Origin of the sequence: Knoellia sp. LjRoot47 (assembly GCF_964253435.1) — a bacterium.
Taxonomy (GTDB): domain Bacteria; phylum Actinomycetota; class Actinomycetes; order Actinomycetales; family Dermatophilaceae; genus Knoellia.
Genome location: NZ_CAXUQS020000001.1, coordinates 799,970 through 820,500, shown reverse-complemented (window position 1 = coordinate 820,500; position 20,531 = coordinate 799,970). Strand labels below are relative to the sequence as shown.

Below are 20,531 nucleotides of genomic sequence, written 5' to 3'. Positions count from 1 at the left end.
TCGGGACTCGACGAGGCCGCTCCTTGCGTCCGTGCGCAGTCGGGATCAGTGGGTGGCAGCGGCTCCGGCGTCGGCGTCGTTGCGCTCCTGGTAGGCCGAGCCCTTGCGGAGCTCGACCTCGGGCAGGAACCACATGATGATGAAGCCGAGGACCATGACGGCCGAGCCGACGAGGAACACGTGGTCCATGGCCTCCGAGAAGCCCATGAGGAACGGCTTGGCCAGCCGCTCGTCGAGCGTGCTGAGGAACGAGCTGTCCTGAAGGACACCGCTGCTCGCCGCTGCCGACCCCTCACCGGACGCCTGCGACTGCGCCATCTGGCGGGCGAACTCGGCGTTGGCCGGGTCGCGCAGTGCCTCCTGGAACTCCGGGGTCGGTGCGACCGCGCGCATGGCGCCGGCGATCTTCTCCGGCACGAGCGAGAAGAGGATCGTGAGGAAGACGGCCGTCCCGATGGTGCCGCCGATCTGACGGGTGAACGTGGCGGTCGACGTGGCGACACCGATCTGCTGCGGCGGGACGGCGTTCTGCACCGCGAGGGTGAGCGGCTGGAAGTTGAAGCCGAGGCCGAGGCCGAAGAAGACCATGACGATCATCGTCTGCCAGAGCGGGGTGTCGAACTCGACGTAGTGGAAGACGAAGAGCGAGACCATGAGCAGCCCGACGCCGACGATGGGGAACCAGCGGTAGCGGCCGGTGCGGCTGATGACCTGGCCCGAGATGATCGAACCCGACATGATGCCCAGCGTCATCGGCACGAGCAGCAGGCCGGCCTCGGTGGGCGAGGCGCCCTTGACGATCTGCAGGTAGAGCGGGAGCGAGGCGAGCCCACCGAACATCGCGATGCCGATGAGGATCGACGCCGCCGAAGAGACGGCGACGGTCCGGTTGCGGAAGAGCGAGAGCGGGAGGATCGCCTCGTCACCCATCCGTCCCTCCTGCCAGAAGAACAGCACGCCGGCGACGACGCCGATGGCGTAGCAGACGATGGCGTTGGTTGAGCCCCAGCCCCACTCGCGGCCCTGCTCGGCGACGAGGAGCAGCGGCACGAGCGCGACGGAGAGCAGGGCGGCGCCGGTCCAGTCGATGCGGTGGTCGAGGCGCTGGTGGCGCAGGTGCAGGGTCTTGGAGACGAGGGCGAGGGCGGCGATGCCGATCGGCACGTTGACGAGGAAGACCCAGCGCCAACCGGTGATGCCGAGGATCGAGTCGGCGCCGGCGAAGAACCCGCCCACGACCGGGCCGAGGACCGACGAGGTGCCGAAGACGGCCAGGAAGTAGCCTTGGTACTTCGCGCGCTCTCGCGGCGGGACGATGTCGCCGATGATGGCCAGGGCCAGCGAGAAGAGGCCGCCGGCGCCGAGGCCCTGCACCGCGCGGAACGCGGCCAGCTCGAACATCGACGTCGAGAAGGTGCACAGCACGGAGCCGATGACGAAGATCGTGATGGCCGCGGTGAAGAACTTCTTGCGGCCGTAGATGTCGGACAGCTTGCCGTAGAGCGGCGTGACGATGGTCGAGGTGATGAGGTACGCCGTCGTCGCCCACGCCTGGTGCTCGAGACCCTTGAGGTCGTCGGCGATGGTGCGGATGGCGGTGGCGACGATCGTCTGGTCGAGCGCGGCGAGGAACATGCCGGACATGAGCCCGACGAGGATCGTGACGATCTGCCGGTGGCTCAGCGGCTGGTCGGTCGTGGCGGTGGTGGCGGTCATGAGGGGTCCTTGGGGGTGAAGAGCGGGTGGGCCTCGACGTCGTCGGCGAACCGGCGCAGCAGTGAGGCGAAGGTGGCGACGTCGTCGTCGCTCCAGTCGGCGGTGACCTCGCCGAGCCATTCGTTGCGGCGCTCGCGGATCGCGGTGAGGAGGTGGCGTCCCTCGTCGGTGAGGGTGAGCATGTGCGCGCGGCCGTCGCTCGGGTCCGCGACCCTGGAGACGTATCCCTGGCCGACGAGAGCGCTCACCTGACGGCTCACCGTGGAGATGTCGAGGTAGACGCGTTCGGCGATCTCGGAGACCCGGCGGGGTTCGCCGGTGAGGTTGAACATCAGCGGGTACCCGACCGGGTCGACCTGCGGGTTGACCCGTGGCACGCGCTGCTTGACGGCTCCCATGAGCTTCATCGCGCGCACGAGGGAGTCCCCGAAGCCGGACCGGACGTCCGACGGCTCAGTTGCTTGCGGCATACAATCAAGTCTGCACCCGGATGGTTGCGAGACGCAACTGTCCTGTGGAGCCGGCAGGGCGACCGGCAAGGTCAGGGCGCGATGACCATCGCGTCGAGGACGCGCCGGGCGATCTCCTCGTCACCGGTGACCGTGACGTGCGTGTCGTCCGTGCTCACCCGGCCGGTCGCCCGCCGCGTCGCGGCCTGGGTCGACATCGTGATCGTCGTCGTGACGACGTCGGGGTGGTGCTCGGAGTCGCCGGAGAACAGCGGTATGCCGTGTGCCTTGCCGTCACGCACCTCGACGCGCGCGCCGGCGCGACCGACGACCGGCCCGCTGAGGTCGAGGATGACCGCGTGCCCCTCGGGCACCTGCGCGGTGCGCGCGACGATGCGGGGGAGCGCTGCGAAGAGCAGCCTGACGCAGTGGGCCGCGGCGGCGCCGTCGAGGTTGCCCGGCCGGCCGATGGCCTCGCGGATGTCCTGCTCGTGGACCCAGAGGTCGAACAGCCGGTTCTCCGTGAGTCCGTGCAGCGTCGTCGCTCCGAACGGCCCGACGGCGGGGTCGTCGGGCGAGGTCGTCTCGGCCTCGAGGTGCTGGACCCGGCTCGTCGCGAGGTCGTCGAGCTCCTCGAGCAGCTCCTCGAGGGACCGGTCGCGACGCGAGGCGAGGAAGCGCGCGACGATGCCGTTGATGCCCGGCTGGGCCTGCGGCCCGTCGCCCTCGGCGTCCTCGAGCTCCGGCGGCTCCTCGCCCTGGACCCACGCCTCGAGGCTCACGACGTGGGCGAACTGGTCGTGCACCGTCCAGCCCGGGCACTGCGTCTCGCGCTCGGCGTCACCGGGGCGCAGCGAGTGCCCGAGGTCGCTGATCGACTGGACCGTCTGGACGTAGGCCGCGGTGAGGGCAGGCAGGTCCTCGGGGGCGGCGGGGTGCAGCGACATGCCGTCACCCTAACGAGTCGGTGCCTAGGCTGAGGGGGTGAGCGCCGCCGCCGGGACCGTCGCCGGGACCACCGCGATCCTGCTGCGCGCGGCCCATGCCGGACCTGCGCTCGCGGTCACCGTCCTGTCGGCCCTGCTCGCCCTCTCGGCGGGCCTGTCGCCCGGACGGGCCGCCCTCGTGACCGCGGCCGTCCTCGCCGGGCAGCTGTCCGTCGGGTGGTCCAACGACCTGCGCGACCGGGTGCGCGACGCCGCCGTCGGGCGGTCCGACAAGCCACTCGCGACCGGGGCGCTGGCGGTCGCGACGGTCCAACGGGCCTGCGGCGCCGCCGTCGTCGCGACGGTCGTCCTGTCGTTCGCGTGCGGGCCGGTTGCAGGACTCGTCCACCTCGGGTGCGTGGCCTCGGCCTGGGCCTACAACCTCTGGCTCAAGGCGACCGTGCTGTCGTGGCTGCCGTACGCCGTGTCGTTCGGTGGTCTGCCTGCCTTCGTCCACCTCGCCGGCGGGTCGCGCCCACCGGCGGTGGTCGTGGCCGGCGGTGCCCTGCTCGGGGTCGGCGCTCACCTGCTCAACGTCGTGCCCGACCTCGCCGACGACGCCGCCACGGGTGTGCGCGGTCTCCCGCACCGGCTCGGAGCCCGCCGCAGCACCCTGCTCGCGGTCGCGCTGCTCGTGGCGGGATCGGTCCTGCTGCTGGTCACGAGCTCGATGGGGCTCGCGTCGACGGTCGCCGGCGGCGTTCTCGTGGCAGTGTTGGCAGGGCTCGCCCTCCTCGGCCGAGGTCGGGCACCCTTCTACTCCGCCGTCGGGATCGCCCTCACGGACGTCGTGGTCCTCGTGGTCCGATGACCGTGTCGATGACCCCCGGTCCGAAGCGAGGCTCTCCGTGCGCACCCGCCTGCTGTCCGTCGGGACGGCTCTCCCCGCCCACCGCCATGACCAGGGTGAGATCACCGACGCGTTCGCCCGGGTCGTCGGCACACGCGGGACGGTGAGCGAGCGTCTGCTGCGCTCGATCCACGGCAATGCCGGTGTGGCACAACGTCACCTCGTCCTCCCGCTCGGTGACTACGAGGGCCTCGCCGGCTTCGACGAGGCCAACGACCTCTTCCTCGAGCACGCGGTGTCGCTCGGGGCGACGGCCCTCCAGGACGCCCTCAAGGCCGCCGGCCTCACGCCCACCGACGTCGACCTCATCGTCTCCACCACGGTCACCGGGCTCGCCGTCCCGTCCCTCGACGCCCGGATCGCCGGGGTCGTCGGGTTGCGCGAGGACGTCAAACGGATCCCGCTCTTCGGCCTCGGCTGCGTCGCCGGCGCGGCGGGGATCGCTCGGCTGCACGACCACCTGCTCGGCCACCCCGACGACGTGGCCGTCCTCGTCGCCGTCGAGCTGTGCTCCCTCACGGTCCAGCCCGACGACGCGAGCGTCGCCAACCTCGTCGCGAGCGGGCTCTTCGGCGACGGCGCCGCGGCGGTCGTCGTCGGTGGGCCCGAGCGCGACGGACGGATCCAGGTGCTCGACAGCCGGAGCCGGCTCTACCCCGGCAGCGAGCGGACGATGGGCTTCGACGTGGGCTCGTCCGGTCTCCGGATCGTCCTCGACGCCCAGGTGCCGGCGATCGTCTCGCGCTACCTCGGCGAGGACGTCGACCGGTTCCTCGCCGACCACGGGCTCACCCGGGACGACATCGGCTGGTGGGTCTGTCACCCGGGCGGCCCCAAGGTCATCGACGCCCTGCGCGACACGCTCGGGCTCGACGACGACGACGTCGCCCTCACTCGCAGCAGCCTCTCGCGCATCGGCAACCTCTCGTCGGCCTCCGTCCTTCACGTCCTCGCCGACACCCTCGCCGAGCGACCCCCACCGGCCGGTACCCACGGGCTGCTCATGGCGATGGGCCCGGGGTTCTGCTCCGAGCTCGTCCTCCTGCGCGCCGACGACGATGGGGCCGCGGCATGACGACCCTCACCGCGTTCGTGGTCCTCGTCCTGCTCGTCGGCGTCGAGCGGTTGGCCGAGCTCGTCGTCTCGAAGCGCAATGCCGCGTGGAGCCTGTCGCGCGGCGGGGTCGAGACCGGGCAGGGCCACTACCCGTTCATGGTCGTCCTGCACACGGGCCTCCTCGCCGCCATGCTCGTCGAGGCGTTCATCCGCCGGCCCGACGTCCCGGCGGCCCTGGCGTGGTCGATGCTCGCGGTCGTCGTGGCCGCACAGGCGCTGCGCTGGTGGTGCATCGCGACGCTGGGTCCACGCTGGAACACGCGCGTCATCGTCGTGCCCGGGCTCGCGCCCGTCCGCTCCGGTCCCTACCGCTGGCTCTCGCACCCCAACTACGTCGCCGTCGTCGCCGAGGGCGTCGCGCTCCCGCTCGTCCACGCGTCGTGGGTGACCGCGCTCGTCTTCACGCTCGTCAACGCCGCACTGCTCGCGGTCCGCCTGCGCGCCGAGAACGCCGCCCTCGCCACCCTCCCCCCGGTCCCGGTCGACGCCCGTGCGTGACCTGCTCGTCGCCGGCGGCGGTCCCGTGGGGCTGGCCGCCGCCCTGTATGCCGTCCGGTCCGGTCTCGCGGTCACCGTCCGTGAGCCGCGGGCCGGCGCCATTGACAAGGCCTGCGGCGAGGGGCTGATGCCCGGCGCCGTCGCCGCGCTCACCGACCTCGGGGTCGACCCCACCGGCCGCCCCATCGAGGGCATCCGCTACGTCGACGGCCGCCGGAGGGTCGACGCGCGGTTCACCTCGGGTACCGGACGCGGGGTGCGGCGCACCGAGCTGCACTCGGCCCTCCTCGACCGGGCGGACGCCGCCGGGGTCGAGGTCGAGCAGGCTGCCGTCGCAAGGGTCGAGCAGCGCGGGGACCACGTCGTCGTCGACGGCCAGCCCGTGCGTCACCTCGTCGCCGCCGACGGCCTGCACTCTCCGGTCCGCCGGATGCTCGGTCTCGATGCCCCACGCGCCGGGTTGCGCCGCTACGGACAGCGGGTCCACGTCGCCTGCGCACCCTGGTCCTCGCTGGTCGAGGTCCACTGGGCGGCAGCGGGGGAGGCCTACGTGACGCCGGTCGGCGAGGACGAGGTCGGGGTGGCACTCCTCAGCTCGCACCGTCGCCCGTTCGCCGAGCTCCTCGACGCCTTCCCCCAGCTGCGCGACCGGATCGCGGGCCACCCCCGCTCCCCGGTGCTGGGAGCCGGGCCCTTGCGCCAGCGCTCGCGCCGCCGGGTCCAGGGGCGGGTGCTGCTCGTCGGGGACGCCGCGGGCTATGTCGACGCCCTCACCGGTGAGGGCCTCGCGCTGGGCCTCGCGCAGGCCCGGGCCGCCGTCGACGCCGTCGTGGCGGATCAGCCCGAGGCCTACGAGGCGAGCTGGCGCCGGCTCGGTCGCAGCCACGACCTGCTCACGCTCGGGCTGGTCACCGCGACCCGGGTGCCGTCGGTGCGCCGGGCCCTCGTGCCCGCCGCCAGTGCCGCTCCCGCCGTCTTCCGCGCCGCCGTCAACCAGCTGGCGCGGCCCGCATGACGGCGACCCGGGAGCAGGTCGTGCTCCTGTCCGACGACGGGAAGCCCATCGGCACGGCACCCAAGAGCGAGGTGCACCACCTGGACACGCCGCTCCACCTCGCCTTCTCCTGCTACGTCCTCGACGACGCCGGTCGCCTCCTCGTGACCCGTCGGGCCTGGTCGAAGACGACGTGGCCGGGAGCGTGGACCAACAGCTGCTGCGGCCACCCGGCGCCGGGCGAGGCGGTCGAGGACGCGGTGCGTCGGCGGCTGCGCCAGGAGCTTGGGCTCGAGGTCACCGACCTGCGCCCCGTCCTGCCCGACTTCCGCTACCGTGCGGTGATGGACGACGGTGTCGTCGAGAACGAGGTCTGCCCCGTCTACGTCGCGCGCTGCCCCGACCCCGCGTCGCTGGCACCCGACCCCGACGAGGTGACCGAGCACGAGTGGGTGCCCTGGGCGCGGTTCCGCGAGGACGCGTTGTCCGGAGGGCGTGACGTCAGCCCGTGGTGTCGTCTCCAGCTGGACGTGCTTCCGCCAGTGCTCTGACCCGCCGCAGCCCGAGCCACAGGACGGGTGAGTAGCCGGCGGCCCACCACGGAGCGGACATCTCCACCCGGCACCCGGCACCCCGCGCCGTGACCGTGTGACCCGTCGCCGGTATGCCGGCCACGCGCCACGACCAGTGCCGCACCTCCTCGTCGACGCGCCACTCCTGCACCCGGAACGGCACCCAGGGCCCGGCCACGGTCCGCACCCGCCCGGACGCGCCGGCATGGAGCAGCGGCGAGCCGTCGTCGAGTCGTGCCTCGCGCACGGTCGGACCCCACCGTGGCCACTCGTGCAGCCGCACGAGCAGGTCCCACACGACGTCGGGACTCGCCTCGACGTCGACGCCGAGGGTGAAGGAAGCGGTCGGGGAGATCACGATGCCGCCAGTGTCTCAGTCGATCGGTCCATGGGTGGCTGGGTCGTCCCGGCCCCGTGCTGCCTACGCTGTGAGGCATGAGCACCGCGCCCGCCACCGCCCGCACGCCGATCGGTCCGGTCGCCGTCGTCGGCGTCACCGGGCTCGTCGTCGCCCTCGTGGCGGCTTCGCTCGCGGGGGTCCTGTCGCCGCTCGTGCTCGACGACCCCGGGCCACTCGTCCGCTGGGCCCTCCCGCTCATGCGCGTGGTGAGCGACCTGTCATCGGCGGCGACCTTCGGCCTGCTCGTGCTGGCCGCCTTCCTCGTCCCCGAGCGCCGCACGACCGAGCGCCGGGTCCAGGCCGCACGCCTCGCCGCGGTGACCGGCGCGATCTGGGTCGTCTCCGCGGCCTTCGGCGTCTTCTTCACCTTCGCCTCGCTCGCGGGGCTGCGCCTGGGCGATCCCGAGCTGGCCCGACAGTTCCTCACGTTCGTGTGGTCGCTCGAGGTGACCCGCGTGCTCTCGATCTCCACGGCGGTCGCGCTCGTCGTCACGCTGGGCGCGCTCCTCGCCCGGACTCGGACGGCATACGCGTGGCTGGCCGCCATCGCGCTGTCGGGCATCGTCATCGTCGCCCTCACCGGGCACTCCGCGGGCAGCGCGAGCCACGAGGACGCGGTGAACTCCCTCGGCGTCCACCTCGTCGGTGTCTCGGTCTGGGCCGGCGGACTGCTCGCGATCGCCCTCATGCAGCCGCGCATCGGCACGGACCTGTCCGCGACGGTCTCGCGCTACTCGGTGCTCGCCGGCTGGGCCTACGCGCTCGTCGCCGTCACCGGCCTGCAGCAGGCCGTCATCCGGCTCGGCTCGCTCTCGGGCCTCGGGTCGGCCTACGGCGCGATGGTCCTTGCCAAGACGGCCATCCTCGTCGCGCTCGGCGTCCTCGGCTGGCAGCAGCGCCGCCGGGTCATCGCCACGATCGCCACCGACGGCAGCGGGTTCGCCCGGCTCGTCCTCGTCGAGCTCGGGCTCATGGCAGCCGCGTTCGGGTTGGGCGCGGTCCTCGGTCGCACACCCCCGCCCGTCCCTGACTCCGAGCAGTCGCCGAGCGCGGTGCTGTCGATCACCGGCTTCCCCGACCCCGGTCCGATGACGACGTCCGACTGGCTGACCCAGTGGCGGCCCAACTGGCTCATGATCGCCATCGCGGTCGTCGCCGTCGGTCTGTATGCCGGTGGCGTCCGCCGTCTCTCGCGTCGCGGTGACGCCTGGCCGCTGCACCGCACGGTGCTGTGGACCCTCGGCTGGGTCGCGTTCGTCTGGGCCACGAGCGGTGCGCCCGACATCTGGGGCCGGGTGCAGTTCTCCGTGCACATGGTGATGCACATGGTCGTGGCGATGATCGTCCCGCTGCTGCTCGTCCCCGCGGCGCCGTTGACGCTCGCCCTGCGCGCCCTGCCCGCCCGTCCCGACCGCACGTGGGGGCCGCGCGAGCTCATCCTCCAGGTCGTGCACTCCCGTGCCATGCAGGTGCTGGCCAACCCGGTCGTCGCCGCCGTGCTCTTCTTCGGCAGTCTCGCCGCGTTCTACTGGTCGCCGCTGTTCGAGCTCGCGCTCACGACCCACTCGGGTCACCTGCTCATGCTCGCCCACTTCCTCCTCACCGGCTACCTCTTCACGTGGGTGCTCATCGGCATCGACCCGGGACCGCCGCGGTGGTCGCCGGCGATCCTGCTGCTCATCCTCTTCGCGACGATCACCTTCCACGCGTTCTTCGGTGTCGCCCTCACCGGCACCCAGTTCGTCCTCGCGTCCGACTTCTTCGAGCAGATCAACCTGCCGTGGGCGCCCGATGCGCTCGCCGACCAGCAGCGCGCCGGCGAGATCGCGTGGGGTTTCGGTGAGGCGCCGACGCTGGTCCTCGCGATCCTCGTCGCCCGCCAGTGGTTCGCGCGCGACCGCCAGGAGACCAAGCGTCTGGACCGGCAGGCCGACCGCGACGAGGACGCCGCCCTGCGGGCCTACAACGAGCGGCTCCAGCGACTCGGGTCGCAGTCCAAGGAGGTCGACTGACCATGCGCATCGCACTCGTGCAGGTGGGATACGGCGACGACGAGCCGATGAGCGAGCGCATCGAGCGCGTCACCGGCCTCGTCCGCGAGACCGTGGACGCCCACCACCCCCACCTCGTCGTCCTGCCCGAGCTGTGGGCGCCGACCGGCTTCGACTACCGGCGCTGGGAGGCCGCGGCCGAGCCGCTCGACGGGCCGTGGGCCACCGCCATGACCTTGCTCGCCGCCGAGACCGGCACGACCCTGCACGCCGGGTCCTTCGTCGAGCGCCTCGCCGCGCCCGGGGCCGACGGCCGGACCCTGGCCAACACCTCACTGCTCGTGACCGCGGAGGGTGGGCGGACGGCATACCGCAAGATCCACCGGTTCGGGTTCGGGTCGGGTGAGCCCAAGCTCCTCGAGGCGGGCACGGACGTCGTCACGGTCGAGATCCCCTCGGGCACAAGCGAACCCGTCACCGTTGGACTGTCGACGTGCTACGACCTGCGCTTCCCCGAGCTCTACCGTCAGCAGCTCGACGCGGGGGCAGAGCTCTTCGTCGTGCCCGCCGCGTGGCCGGCTGCGCGCGTCGCCCACTGGACGCTGCTCGGCCGCGCGCGGGCCGTCGAGGACCAGGCGTTCGTCGTGCAGTGCAACACCGCCGGGACCCACGCCGGCACCGAGATGGGCGGGCGCAGCCAGGTCGTCGCGCCCACCGGCGAGGTCCTCGCCGAGGCGGGGACGAACGAGGACGTGCTCGTCGTCGACGTCGACCCGGGGCTCGTCGCGCGCACCCGTGAGGCGTTCCCGGTGCTCGCCGACCGGCGCCTGTGACGTCGCTTCGCCCTTCTTTGTAAAAAGTTTGTCCAAGGTGCATCCCTGGCGGGGGTGGGGGCGGAAGTAGGGGGCATGGACGTACTTCCGCGTCCCCGAACAAAGGGAGATCGACGATGACCGCACGCAAGATCCTCTCCGCCCTCATGGCCGCCGGCCTCGCCGGTGTGGTGCTCGCCCCCAGCGCGTCCGCGCATGGCAGGTCGCACCCCGGCACCGACCCGGCCCCGACCGGCACCCGCAGCCTGGCTGCCGTCCTCACCGCGGACGGCAACCAGTTCGACCGCAACTGGTACGACTACGACATCGTCACCGAGGCGGTCCTGGCCGTCATCGCCAACAAGCCGAACAGCCCGGTCGCCCTGCTCGCCGACGGCAACGTGGCCCTCACCGCGTTCATCCCCAACGACCGCGCGTTCCAGGCGCTCGTCAAGGACATCGCCGGGACGCGGCTGTCGTCCGAGAAGGCCGTCTTCGAGGCCGTCGCCGGGCTCGGCATCGACACCGTCGAGACGGTCCTGCTCTACCACGTCGTCCCGGGCGCGACGATCACCGCCAAGCAGGCCGCGGCGAGCAACGGAGCGGCCCTCACCACTGCCCACGGCGGCACGGTCGGGGTCCGCGTGCTCAGCAAGCGGCTGCCGCTCATCCAGCTGCGGGACAAGGACACCAACGACCGCAACCCGTACATCAACCCCTTCGCCGTGAACATCAACAAGGGCAACAAGCAGATCGCCCACGGCCTCACGGGTGTCCTCCGCCCGGTCGACCTCTGAGCCGACGGCCCACTCGTACCCGACAGGAGAACGCCATGCGCACCACCCGAACCCTTGCCGTCCTCGCCGTCTCGGCCGGCCTCGGCACCGTCCTCGCCGTCCCGGCCCACGCCGCCGACGCGAAGGTCTCGATCCTGCACGCCGTGCCGGGAGCGACCGTCGACGTCTATGCCAACGGCGACGCCATCCTCGAGGACTTCAAACCCGGAACGCTGACCGACCCGCTCACGCTGCCCGAGGGGTCCTACGACCTCAAGGTCACGGCGGCCGGCGCCGGCCCCAACGGCGCCGCCGTCATCGAGGCCAATGACGTCACCGTGCCCGGTGGCGCCAACGTCACCGTCGTCGCCCACCTCAACGCGGGCGGCACACCGGTGCTCACCCCCTTCGTCAATGACACCGCGCCGACGAAGGCGGGCCAGGCGCGGATCACGGTGCGGCACACCGCCGCTGCTCCGGCTGTCGACGTGCGGGCCAACGGTGAGGTCGCCTTCCCGAACCTCACCAACCCCAAGGAGGCGAAGGCGGACCTGCCCGCCGGTGCGATCAAGGCCGACGTCGTGCTCGCCGGCACCGACACCGTCGCCATCGGTCCGGCCGACGTCGACCTCAAGGAGGGGACGAACACCATCGTCTACGCCTGGGGCTCGGCAGCCGACGACAACCTCGACCTCGCGGTCCAGACGATCGACGGTCTGCACAGCTCGCCGAGCGGCGTCCCGAGCGGGACCGGCGGCAAGGCCGGCACCACCACCTGGCAGCCGCTGACGGTGGCCGGTGGCGCCGCGTTCCTCGCCGGTGGGCTCGTGCTCCTCGCGACCCGCCGCCGCCAGGAAGTGCGCGCCTGACGTGAACCACGCGTGGAGCTCCGGCCCGAGGAGGGCGGTCGTCGTCGCGGCGGCCGCACTCCTCGCCGGGCTGCTCGCGTGGGGCGCGTATGCCGTCCGGTCACCCGACCGGCTCACCGACCCCGCTGACGTGACAGCGGCCCTCGACCCGGAGCCCGCCACGGCGGAACCGACCCGGCCACTGTCCGCCGCGCCGTCGCCGACGGGGCGCCCCTCCCCGTCGGCGACGGCGTCCGGCGGGCCGCGGGTGACGAGCCCCGCGCGTCCGGCGACACCCTCGCCGGCCCGCGGTGCCCGGCCGGCGACCGGTGGCTTCGAGCTGACGATCCCGTCACTCGGCGTCCGCATGCCCGTCGTTCCCGTCGGTGTCGCCAAGGACGGCCAGATGGCGCTGCCCGACGACCCGGACGTCGCCGGGTGGTATCGATTCGGCCCGGCGCCGACGTCGCCCCGGGGAGCCAACGTCATCTCGGCACACGTCGACTCGCGCGACGAGGTCGGCCCGCTGGCGAAGCTGCCCCGGCTCGATGTCGGTGCCACGATCGTCGTCACGGTCGGCGGAGCCCGGGTCGAGTACGTCGTGGAGCGGGTCGACCAGTACGCCAAGAAGGCTCTCGACGTCGACGCCCTCTTCGCCCGATCCGGCCCCGCCCGGCTGCACCTCGTGAGTTGCGGCGGCACGTGGGACCCGAGGACCCGACACTACGAGGACAACGTCGTTGCAATCGCCCGCCGCGCCTCCGTCGCTTGAGCCTTCGCCTATCGTGAGATGGGTGTTGAGTGATGCCCCTCCCGAGACGAGCGACGCGGAGCTCATGCAGCGCGTCGCCGACGAGGACCGGGACGCGCTCGCCGAGGTCTACGAGCGCTTCGGTGGCCTCGTGCACACGATCGCCCTGCGTTCGGTGGGGGCCCACCACGACGCCGAGGACATCACCCAGCAGGTCTTCCTCGCCCTGTGGCGCAGCCGGGGGAGCCTCGACCCCGCGTCGGGCTCTCTCGCGGGGTGGCTCGCCACCGTCACCCGCCGCCGGTGCGCCGACCACCATGCGGCCCGGGCGCGCGACCAGAGGGATGACCGGGTCGTCGCCGCGCTGGGCCCCGCACCACCACCGACGCCGCTCCCGGACGACGTCGCCGACCGGGTCGTCGTGGCCCACGAGCTCGCCTCGCTCGGTGACCCGAGGGCGACGATCATCCGGATGGCGATCATCGAGGACCGCCGGCAACAGGACGTCGCCGACGCGCTCGGGCTCCCGCTCGGGACCGTGAAGAGCCACATCCGTCGAGGTCTGCTCGACCTCCGACACCGCCTCGAGGAGGTGAACCCGTGAACGCCACACCGCCACCCACCACCGCCCAGGTCGACGACGGGCGCCACCTCGCCGACGAGCGCCTCGTCGACCTCGCGCTCGGCGAGCGGCTGTCGCAGCCCGAGCACGACCACCTCGACTCCTGTCCTGCCTGCCACGACGAGCTCGCGGCCATGACGCGCACGGTCACCGCGACGAGGGCCGCCGCCACGGTCGAGCTCGCCGAGCCCGGACCGGCCCTCTGGTCGCGCATCGCCGACCAGCTCGCGGCCCCCGACACCGACGAGCCCGACGCCCCCGATATGGATGAGCCCGACGCGGCTCGCGACGTGGTGCCCGCTCCGCTCAAGGTCGGGCCCGCCCCCGACGTCGCCGTCCTGCCCGCACCGACCACCTCCTCGGGCTCCCCCGAGGTCGTCGTGCCACTGGACCGCACGGGTCTCGCGGCTGGGCGCACGGGCAGTCGGGCTCGGCCCGGGCTCGGGTGGCTGGCGGCAGCCTGCGTCGCCGGTGTGCTGCTGGGTGCCGGCGGGGTCGTCGCGGCCGACCGTCTCGGTGACGACCCGGCCCCCACGGTGGCGGCCCGGACGGTCGCGACCGCCCAGCTCGACACCCTCGACACGGCACAGCAGCGCGGGACGGCCACGGTGAGCGAGCGCGCCGACTCGGTGACGCTCGACGTCGCGGCCCGCGACCTGCAGCCCACCGACGGCGGCTACGTCGAGGTGTGGCTCATCAACCGCGACCTCAAGCGGATGGTGTCGGTCGGAGTCCTCGACGACGGTGTCGCCGACCAGTCGTTCCCGATCTCGCGCCGGCTGCTCGACGAGGGCTACGTCATCGTCGACCTGTCGCGCGAGCAGTTCGACGACCAGCCGCAGCACTCCGGCGACAGCCTCGTGCGCGGAGCGCTGACCAGCCGCGCCTGAGGCGCACCGCCTGACTCTCAGCACCCGACCACCCATCGGCGCCGGAGTCTGCGGACGCGCCCGCAGGCTCCCTCAGCCGGCGTCGAGGTCGGCGAACGGCCACCCTTCGACCATGCCCGCGGGCCGCCCGGGCTCGATGTAGTACTCCGTCCCGAACCACGCCCGGAACACGTCCTCGGGCATCGCCAGCATCATGCCCACGTCGCTCGTCTGGCTGGCGTGGCATGCGAGCGACGCCCGCTTGGACTCGATGTCCGGCGTGACGTCGACCTTCCACGAGATCTGTGCCTCGGGCGTGCCGAGCGGCTCGCCGCCGTCGATGGGGGCGTCGGGGTCCCAGCTCTCGTCGCCCTGGCCCGCCTCGAGCGCCTGCTGGTAGCCGATCCGCATCGCGTCCCGGTTCATCGTCGACTCGAGCAGCCTCGGACGCTGCGCCGCGAGATCAGCGGCACGATGGGCGACCTGGTGCACCTTGACGTGGTCGGGGTGGCCGTAGCCGCCGTGCCAGTCGTAGGTCACGAGGACGTCGGCGTCCTCCTCGTCGAGCAGGTCGGCCAGGCGCCCGCCGGCCTCGTCGAGGTCGGCGCCGTGGAACGAGCGGTCGTGCCCGTTCTGCTCCCAGCCCTGCATGCCCGAGTCGACGTAGCCGAGCCACTCGATCCGCTCGGTGCCGGTGACCCGGGCGGACGCCTCGGCCTCGCCCCGCCGGAACTCCGCGAGCGAAGTGCCCTCGGGCAGGTCCTCGGGTGCGGTGCCGTGCTCGCCGCCGGTGCCGTAGACGACGACCACGCGGTGGCCCTCGCGCGACAGGCGGGTCATCGTCCCCGAGGTGCCGGAGGCCTCGTCGTCGGGATGGGCGTGCAGGAAGACGATCGTGGCCATGTCCCCATCCTGCCGTGCGCGTCGGACACTCCGGGCCCCGCGGGATACGCCCGCAGCGAACCCGCCTCAGCCCTCGAGGATCGCCGCGACCTCGGTCTGCCCGCGCTCGCGGGCGTGCTCGAGGGCGGTGACGCCGTCCTTGTCGGCGAGGGCCCGGTCGGCCCCCGCCCCGAGCAGGATCCGGACGATCTCCTGGTGCGCCGGACCGCCGTCGCCGAGGATGACCGCCTCGAGCAGGGCCGTCCAGCCCAGGTCGTTGACGTGGTCGACGTCGATGTCGGTCTCGACGACGCGCTTCACGTAGTCGACGTGCCCACGCTCGCTCGCCGGGATGACCGAGACGCCGCCGTAGCGGTTGCGGAGGGTGAGGTCAGGCTTCGCGGGCAGGAGTGCCTCGAGCATCGCGACGCTGCCGGTGACCCCGGTGACGAGCCACGGCGTGTCGTGCCGGTCGTCGAGCGCGTCGGGCGAAGCGCCGGCCGCCACGAGCGTCCGGGCGACCTCGACGTGGTCGAACGTCGCTGCGAGCAGCAGTGGCGTGCGCCCCTGCTCGTCGCGCACCTCGAGGTCGGCGCCCGCGTCCAGTGCTGCCGACACGGCGTCGTCGTCGCCGCGCTCGGCCGCCGCGAGCAGGTCGGTCCCGGGGTTCGTCATCCCCGCATCCTGCCCCCTCGAGCAGGCCGCACCGATGCCGACCAGGACCAGCAGGACGACCACGACCCAGCGCCTCACGCGATCTCCTTCCCCGGACGTCGTCGGGCGAGTCCAGTGTCCCCGTTCCTAGGATGGCCCGGTGACCGATCGCAGCGCCGCCGTCGCAGAGCTCACCGCCGCCCTCCCTGAGGGGGTGGTGGCGACCCGACCGGAGGCGCTCGAGAAGTACCGCTTCGACTGGGCCAAGGACCCCGAAGCCGGTATGCCGTGTGCGGCCGTGCGTGCCGAGAGTGCCGACCACGTCCAGGTGGCCGTGCGCTGGGCGGCGAGCCACGGCATACCCGTCGTCCCCCGCGGAGCGGGATCGGGCCTCTCCGGAGGCGCATCCGCGGTCGAGGGAGGACTCGTCGTCAGCCTCGAGCGGATGACCGCGATCGAGATCGACCCGGCGGCCCGGTGCGCCGTCGTCGAGCCGGGTGCGTTCAACGCTGACGTCAAGAAGGCGGCGGGAGAGCACGGCCTCTGGTACCCGCCGGACCCCAGCTCGTTCGAGATCTGCTCGATCGGCGGCAACGTCGCGACCAACGCGGGCGGGCTGTGCTGCGTCAAGTACGGCGTGACCACCGACTACGTCCTCGGGCTCGACGTCGTCCTCGCCGACGGGCGGCTCATCACGTTGGGCGGCAAGCGGATCAAGGACGTCGCGGGCCTGTCGCTCCTCAAGCTCTTCGTCGGCAGCGAGGGCACGCTCGGCATCGTCACGCGCGCGACCCTGCGTCTCGTGCCGGCGCAGCTCGCCCCCTCGACGCTCGTCGCGACGTTCGACACGGTGCGGGCCGCCGCCGACGCGGTCGTGGGGATGGGTCGGGTGGTGCGCGCCTCGATGGTCGAGCTCATGGACAAGCCGACGGTGAACCAGGTCGAGGACTTCGCGCCGATGGGGCTCGACCGCGACCGCGCGCTGCTCCTCGTCCAGTCCGACGCCCCCGCGGGCGCGCGCGAGCAGGAGATGGCCGTCATCGAGAAGGCCTGCGTCGACGCCGGTGCGGTCGACGTGTTCGTCACCCACGACCCGGCAGAGGGCGAGTCGTTCGTCCGTGCCCGCCGCCTGGCCTTCCCCGCGGCCGAGGCGGCGGGCTCGCTGCTGCTCGAGGACGTCGGCGTGCCCGTGCCGCAGCTGCCCGACCTCGTCGCCCGGGTCGAGGAGATCGGGGCCGACCGTGGCGTCGACATCGTGTGCGTGGCCCACGCCGGCGACGGCAACACCCACCCGATCGTCATGTACGACGCCGCCGACGCCGACTCGACCACCCGCGCCCGGGCGGCGTTCGAGGACATCCTCTCTGCCGCCATCGAGCTCGGCGGCACCATCACCGGCGAGCACGGCGTCGGCCGGCTCAAGCGCGACGCCCTCCCCGCGATGCTCGGGCCCGACGTCATGGAGCTCAACCAGCGGATCAAGGACGCGCTCGACCCCGAGGGCCTGCTCAATCCGGGTGCCGTCCTCCCCGTCATTCGCGCAGGTCAGCGGTAGAGTCTGGTCCCGATCCGGGCACCCTGAGCCCGGACGCGGCCACAAGGAGTGACCATGTACATCGGACTCGGAATCGTCCTCATCGTCATCGGCGCGATCCTCGCGTTCGTCCTGCAGGTGGACATCCCCGGCATGGACGACGGCATGTTGGGCTGGATCCTCATCGCCGCAGGTGTGCTCGCCATCCTGTTGTCCTTCGCCATGCGCGGCCGCACGCGTCCGGCGGGCTACACCGCGACCCGCTCGACGCAGGTCGACCCGGTGTCGGGCTCCCGCGTCGACGAGACCCGCGTCGACCCGGACTCGCGTCTCTGACGTCCGGCGCACGCCCGACGAGGCCCCGGTGACCACACGGTCACCGGGGCCTCGCGCGTGTGGGGAGTGCTCCCCATCGACAGGCCGCGGGCGTGCTGGAAGGGTTGGCACCAGCGCGGATCGGGGGATCCGCCGGCTCGGGCAGGTGGTGGCCGAGCCGACGAACGAGGCGCCTGCTCACGAGGGGAGAGCAGGCGCCTCGCCCACGTCATGCCGGGCTCGGTGCCAGGTCAGGACGACGGGTCCGGCTTCGCCCCGAACCGTCGGACCTCCTGGGGCCAGCCGCACCCCTGCGCCACCCTGCCCGCCCACATTGTCGCGGTCTCGTCGTCCGGGACGTCGATGACGGTGAACCCGCCGAGCTGCTCGGTCGTCTCTGCGAACGGCCCGTCGGTGACCGTCACCTCCCCGCTCGTCGCGTCCGCGGCCCAGGCCGGACCGCCCTCCTCGAGCCCGCCGGCGAAGACGTAGACGCCCGCCTCCTGCATCTCGCCGATGACCGCCATCGACGGCTCCACCCGCGACAGGAACCACTCGTGCGGGTGGTCGCCGACCCACTGCTGGTTGAAGTAGATGAGGTACTCGGCCATGGCTCTCTCCTTCGTCGTCAGCGACGTCGTCGACGGACCCGGTGCCCGCCTCACCCCGATGACGAACGACCCGGGGCCCGATCGACACCATCCTCGCGACTTCTCGCCCAAGACGCAGGTATGCCGTCCGCGCGAGGTGCGCGGACGGCATACCGAAAGCCCGTTTCTCGACTGATTGCGCGGTCGGGACAACTCGCTGGCGCTCGCCGTCCCGACCGCGCAACCAGTCGAGTTGTCAGAAGGCGGACTCGGGGACGTCCATGAGCTCGTTGTCCGTGGCCTCGGCCATGGTGCGCTCCGCGGCGAGGCGGGGGAGGACCTGGCGGGCGTAGAACTGCGCCGCCGCGACCTTGCCGGTGTAGAAGTCGCGGTCCTTGTCCGACACCTCGCCCTCGAGGGCGGTGAGCGCGATGTCGGCCTGACGCAGGAGCAGCCAGCCGACGACGAGGTCACCGGCGCCGAGGAGCAGGCGCGTGGTGTTCTGGCCGACCTTGTAGAGGTTGGCGACGTCGCCGCCCTGGCGCGGGTCGGACTTCATGAGCTCGCCGACCATGTAGCCCAAGATGCCCTGGACGTTCTCGAGGGCCTCGCCGAGCAGCTCGCGCTCCCGGTCGATCCGGCCGTCGTGGCCGCCGAGCTCCTTGGCGAACTCCTGGATCTGCATGGCGATCGTGGTCAGGGCCTGGGCCTTGTCCTTGATGATCTTGCGGAAGAAGAAGTCGAGGCCCTGGATCGCGGTCGTGCCCTCGTAGAGGGTGTCGATCTTGGCGTCGCGGACGTACTGCTCGACGGGGTAGTCCTGGAGGAAGCCGGAGCCACCGAACGTCTGGAGCGACTCGGTGCCGAGCAGCACCCAGGCTCGCTCGGAGCCCAGGCCCTTGACGATCGGGAGGAGCAGGTCGTTGACGCGGTTGGCGAGCTCGGCGGGGGTGCCCTGCTCGATGGCCTCGGCGCCGGTGCGCAGCTGCTCGGTGTCGACGACGTCCTGCTGGCTCGCGGTGTAGAGGACGAGCGCGCGCAGGCCCTCGGCGTAGGCCTTCTGCAGCATGAGGCTGCGGCGCACGTCGGGGTGGTGGGTGATCGTCACGCGCGGGGCGGACTTGTCGGTCTGCTGGGTGAGGTCGGCGCCCTGGACGCGCTCCTTGGCGTACTCGAGCGCGTTGAGGTAGCCGGTCGACAGGGTGGCGATGGCCTTGGTGCCGACGAGCATGCGGGCGTTCTCGATGACGCGGAACATCTGGGCGATGCCGTCGTGGACGTCGCCGAACAGCGTTCCGGTGGCGGGCTTCTCGCCGCCGAAGGTGAGCTCGCAGGTCGTGGAGACCTTGAGGCCCATCTTCTTCTCGACGTTGGTGACGTAGACGCCGTTGCGCTCGCCGAGCTCGCCGGTCTCGAGGTCGACGTCGTACTTCGTGAGGATGAAGAGCGACAGGCCCTTGGTGCCGGGGCCGGCGCCCTCGGGGCGGGCGAGGACGAAGTGGACGACGTTGTCGACCATGTCGGACTCGGCGCTCGTGATGAAGCGCTTGACCCCGGTGATGTCCCAGGTGCCGTCCTCGTTCTGCGTCGCCTTCGTGCGGCCGGCGCCGACGTCCGAGCCCGCGTCGGGCTCGGTGAGCACCATCGTGCAGTGCCAGTCCTTCTCGATGATCCAGCGCGCGAGCTTCTTCTGGTCGTCGGTGCCGAGCAGGAAGAGCAGCTTGGCGAAGGAGTAGGACGCGTTGAACATCGCGAGCGCCGGGTTGGCGCCGAGGACGAGCTCGTTCATCGCCCAGCGCAGGCTCGGCGGGGCGACGGTGCCGTCGAGCTCGCCGGGGACGTCGACGTTCCAGAAGCCGCTCTCGCGGTAGGCGGCATACGACTTCTTGAAGGACTCGGGCATCGTCACGACCTGCGTCTGCGGGTCGTAGACGGGCGGGTTGCGGTCGGCGTCCTGGAACGACTCGGCGATCTCGTTCTCGGACAGGCGCGCCATCTCCTTGAGCATCTCGCGCGCGGTGTCGGTGTCTACGTCCGCGTAGGGGCCCTGCCCCAGGACGTCGCCGCGACCGAAGACCTCGAAGAGGTTGAACTCGATGTCGCGCAGGTTGCTCTTGTAGTGGCCCATGCAAACCATGGTGCTACCGGCGAGTAGGCCGAGGCAAGGTGGGGTCGGGGTTTGTGACTAAGCGCACGCTTAGTGGCGTGGGTCACGGCAGGTGGGCGGCCGGCATACCGGCACAACCTAGGTATGCCGTGTGTGCCGGTCCTGCTCTCGGGCGCGGCGGTGTGGTTCGCTGGCTGCC

23 protein-coding genes are annotated in these 20,531 nt (G+C 72.1%); 15 read left to right on the top strand and 8 right to left on the bottom strand.

All coding sequences use genetic code 11. The features are described 5' to 3' along the window. Nucleotides 1-45: 45 nt before the first annotated feature. The 3 genes from ACSQ11_RS04145 to ACSQ11_RS04135 all read right to left on the bottom strand — a co-directional run bounded on the left by ACSQ11_RS04145 (nucleotide 46) and on the right by ACSQ11_RS04135 (nucleotide 3,112). Nucleotides 46-1,716, bottom strand: a complete 1,671-nt coding sequence (locus tag ACSQ11_RS04145; protein ID WP_436003337.1) for an MDR family MFS transporter — start codon at nucleotides 1,714-1,716, stop codon at nucleotides 46-48. Then, a complete protein-coding gene (locus ACSQ11_RS04140; RefSeq protein WP_436003335.1) occupies nucleotides 1,713-2,186 on the bottom strand; it encodes a MarR family winged helix-turn-helix transcriptional regulator in 474 nt (157 codons plus the stop codon). The genes ACSQ11_RS04145 and ACSQ11_RS04140 overlap by 4 nt, the downstream gene beginning before the upstream one ends. Nucleotides 2,187-2,257: 71 nt before the next feature. Beyond that, entirely contained in the window at nucleotides 2,258-3,112 is an 855-nt protein-coding gene (locus tag ACSQ11_RS04135; RefSeq protein ID WP_436003333.1) for a maleylpyruvate isomerase family mycothiol-dependent enzyme, read from the bottom strand. Nucleotides 3,113-3,149: 37 nt separating this feature from the next. On the opposite strand from ACSQ11_RS04135, the gene ACSQ11_RS04130 reads away from it, so the two are divergent. The 5 genes from ACSQ11_RS04130 to idi are packed head-to-tail and all read left to right on the top strand — an operon-like array spanning nucleotide 3,150 to nucleotide 7,160. Then, nucleotides 3,150-3,962 carry a UbiA family prenyltransferase gene (locus tag ACSQ11_RS04130; protein WP_436003331.1) on the top strand — a complete coding sequence of 271 codons (813 nt, stop codon included), beginning with the start codon at nucleotides 3,150-3,152 and terminating at the stop codon, nucleotides 3,960-3,962. A gap of 37 nt (nucleotides 3,963-3,999) precedes the next feature. Continuing rightward, a complete protein-coding gene (locus tag ACSQ11_RS04125) occupies nucleotides 4,000-5,076 on the top strand; it encodes a type III polyketide synthase (protein ID WP_436003329.1) in 1,077 nt (358 codons plus the stop codon). Beyond that, nucleotides 5,073-5,615: an isoprenylcysteine carboxyl methyltransferase family protein gene (locus ACSQ11_RS04120; protein ID WP_436003327.1), complete on the top strand. Its 543-nt coding sequence runs from the start codon at nucleotides 5,073-5,075 to the stop codon at nucleotides 5,613-5,615. The genes ACSQ11_RS04125 and ACSQ11_RS04120 overlap by 4 nt, the downstream gene beginning before the upstream one ends. After that, on the top strand, nucleotides 5,608-6,630 hold the full coding sequence (locus ACSQ11_RS04115; protein WP_436003325.1) for an NAD(P)/FAD-dependent oxidoreductase: 1,023 nt from the start codon (nucleotides 5,608-5,610) through the stop codon (nucleotides 6,628-6,630). Before ACSQ11_RS04120 ends, ACSQ11_RS04115 begins: the two co-directional genes overlap by 8 nt. Continuing rightward, on the top strand, nucleotides 6,627-7,160 hold the full coding sequence (gene idi / locus ACSQ11_RS04110; protein ID WP_436003323.1) for an isopentenyl-diphosphate Delta-isomerase: 534 nt from the start codon (nucleotides 6,627-6,629) through the stop codon (nucleotides 7,158-7,160). The genes ACSQ11_RS04115 and idi overlap by 4 nt, the downstream gene beginning before the upstream one ends. Here the strand turns inward: idi and ACSQ11_RS04105 are convergent. Continuing rightward, nucleotides 7,111-7,539 (bottom strand): SRPBCC family protein, encoded by a 429-nt coding sequence (locus ACSQ11_RS04105; RefSeq protein WP_436003321.1) that lies wholly within the window; start codon nucleotides 7,537-7,539, stop codon nucleotides 7,111-7,113. The genes idi and ACSQ11_RS04105 overlap by 50 nt on opposite strands. Before the next feature lie 77 nt (nucleotides 7,540-7,616). Here ACSQ11_RS04105 and ACSQ11_RS04100 point away from each other — a divergent pair, with 77 nt between their 5' ends. The 7 genes from ACSQ11_RS04100 to ACSQ11_RS04070 all read left to right on the top strand — a co-directional run bounded on the left by ACSQ11_RS04100 (nucleotide 7,617) and on the right by ACSQ11_RS04070 (nucleotide 14,271). Next, entirely contained in the window at nucleotides 7,617-9,593 is a 1,977-nt protein-coding gene (locus tag ACSQ11_RS04100) for a cytochrome c oxidase assembly protein (protein WP_436003319.1), read from the top strand. Nucleotides 9,594-9,595: 2 nt separating this feature from the next. Then, nucleotides 9,596-10,405 carry a carbon-nitrogen family hydrolase gene (locus ACSQ11_RS04095; protein ID WP_436003317.1) on the top strand — a complete coding sequence of 270 codons (810 nt, stop codon included), beginning with the start codon at nucleotides 9,596-9,598 and terminating at the stop codon, nucleotides 10,403-10,405. Between the two features lie 116 nt (nucleotides 10,406-10,521). Then, a complete protein-coding gene (locus tag ACSQ11_RS04090; RefSeq protein WP_436003315.1) occupies nucleotides 10,522-11,181 on the top strand; it encodes a fasciclin domain-containing protein in 660 nt (219 codons plus the stop codon). 35 nt (nucleotides 11,182-11,216) lie between these two features. Further along, the gene (locus tag ACSQ11_RS04085; RefSeq protein ID WP_436003313.1) at nucleotides 11,217-12,029 is read left to right on the top strand and encodes a DUF4397 domain-containing protein; all 813 of its coding nucleotides are present in this window, start codon (nucleotides 11,217-11,219) and stop codon (nucleotides 12,027-12,029) included. Nucleotide 12,030: 1 nt separating this feature from the next. After that, nucleotides 12,031-12,780 (top strand): sortase domain-containing protein, encoded by a 750-nt coding sequence (locus ACSQ11_RS04080; RefSeq protein WP_436003311.1) that lies wholly within the window; start codon nucleotides 12,031-12,033, stop codon nucleotides 12,778-12,780. 22 nt (nucleotides 12,781-12,802) lie between these two features. Beyond that, on the top strand, nucleotides 12,803-13,363 hold the full coding sequence (locus ACSQ11_RS04075) for an RNA polymerase sigma factor (RefSeq protein WP_436003309.1): 561 nt from the start codon (nucleotides 12,803-12,805) through the stop codon (nucleotides 13,361-13,363). Further along, the gene (locus tag ACSQ11_RS04070; RefSeq protein ID WP_436003307.1) at nucleotides 13,360-14,271 is read left to right on the top strand and encodes an anti-sigma factor; all 912 of its coding nucleotides are present in this window, start codon (nucleotides 13,360-13,362) and stop codon (nucleotides 14,269-14,271) included. The genes ACSQ11_RS04075 and ACSQ11_RS04070 overlap by 4 nt, the downstream gene beginning before the upstream one ends. A 72-nt stretch (nucleotides 14,272-14,343) precedes the next feature. Here ACSQ11_RS04070 and ACSQ11_RS04065 read toward each other — a convergent pair whose 3' ends face one another. Then, the gene (locus ACSQ11_RS04065; protein WP_436003305.1) at nucleotides 14,344-15,153 is read right to left on the bottom strand and encodes a PIG-L family deacetylase; all 810 of its coding nucleotides are present in this window, start codon (nucleotides 15,151-15,153) and stop codon (nucleotides 14,344-14,346) included. Nucleotides 15,154-15,219: 66 nt separating this feature from the next. Further along, nucleotides 15,220-15,885: an ankyrin repeat domain-containing protein gene (locus ACSQ11_RS04060; RefSeq protein ID WP_436003303.1), complete on the bottom strand. Its 666-nt coding sequence runs from the start codon at nucleotides 15,883-15,885 to the stop codon at nucleotides 15,220-15,222. A gap of 61 nt (nucleotides 15,886-15,946) precedes the next feature. Here ACSQ11_RS04060 and ACSQ11_RS04055 point away from each other — a divergent pair, with 61 nt between their 5' ends. Beyond that, nucleotides 15,947-17,341, top strand: coding sequence for an FAD-binding oxidoreductase (locus tag ACSQ11_RS04055; protein WP_436003301.1), 1,395 nt, complete (start codon nucleotides 15,947-15,949; stop codon nucleotides 17,339-17,341). 54 nt (nucleotides 17,342-17,395) lie between these two features. Continuing rightward, entirely contained in the window at nucleotides 17,396-17,656 is a 261-nt protein-coding gene (locus ACSQ11_RS04050) for a DUF6458 family protein (protein WP_436003299.1), read from the top strand. A 230-nt stretch (nucleotides 17,657-17,886) separates the two neighbouring features. Here ACSQ11_RS04050 and ACSQ11_RS04045 read toward each other — a convergent pair whose 3' ends face one another. Further along, nucleotides 17,887-18,246 (bottom strand): YciI family protein, encoded by a 360-nt coding sequence (locus ACSQ11_RS04045; RefSeq protein WP_436003297.1) that lies wholly within the window; start codon nucleotides 18,244-18,246, stop codon nucleotides 17,887-17,889. Here ACSQ11_RS04045 and ACSQ11_RS04040 point away from each other — a divergent pair. Next, the gene (locus ACSQ11_RS04040; protein ID WP_436003295.1) at nucleotides 18,245-18,421 is read left to right on the top strand and encodes a hypothetical protein; all 177 of its coding nucleotides are present in this window, start codon (nucleotides 18,245-18,247) and stop codon (nucleotides 18,419-18,421) included. The two genes, ACSQ11_RS04045 and ACSQ11_RS04040, sit on opposite strands and share 2 nt — an antisense overlap. Before the next feature lie 60 nt (nucleotides 18,422-18,481). Here the strand turns inward: ACSQ11_RS04040 and ACSQ11_RS04035 are convergent, their stop codons facing one another. Beyond that, a complete protein-coding gene (locus ACSQ11_RS04035; protein ID WP_436003293.1) occupies nucleotides 18,482-20,353 on the bottom strand; it encodes an acyl-CoA dehydrogenase in 1,872 nt (623 codons plus the stop codon). Between the last annotated feature and the right edge of the window lie 178 nt (nucleotides 20,354-20,531).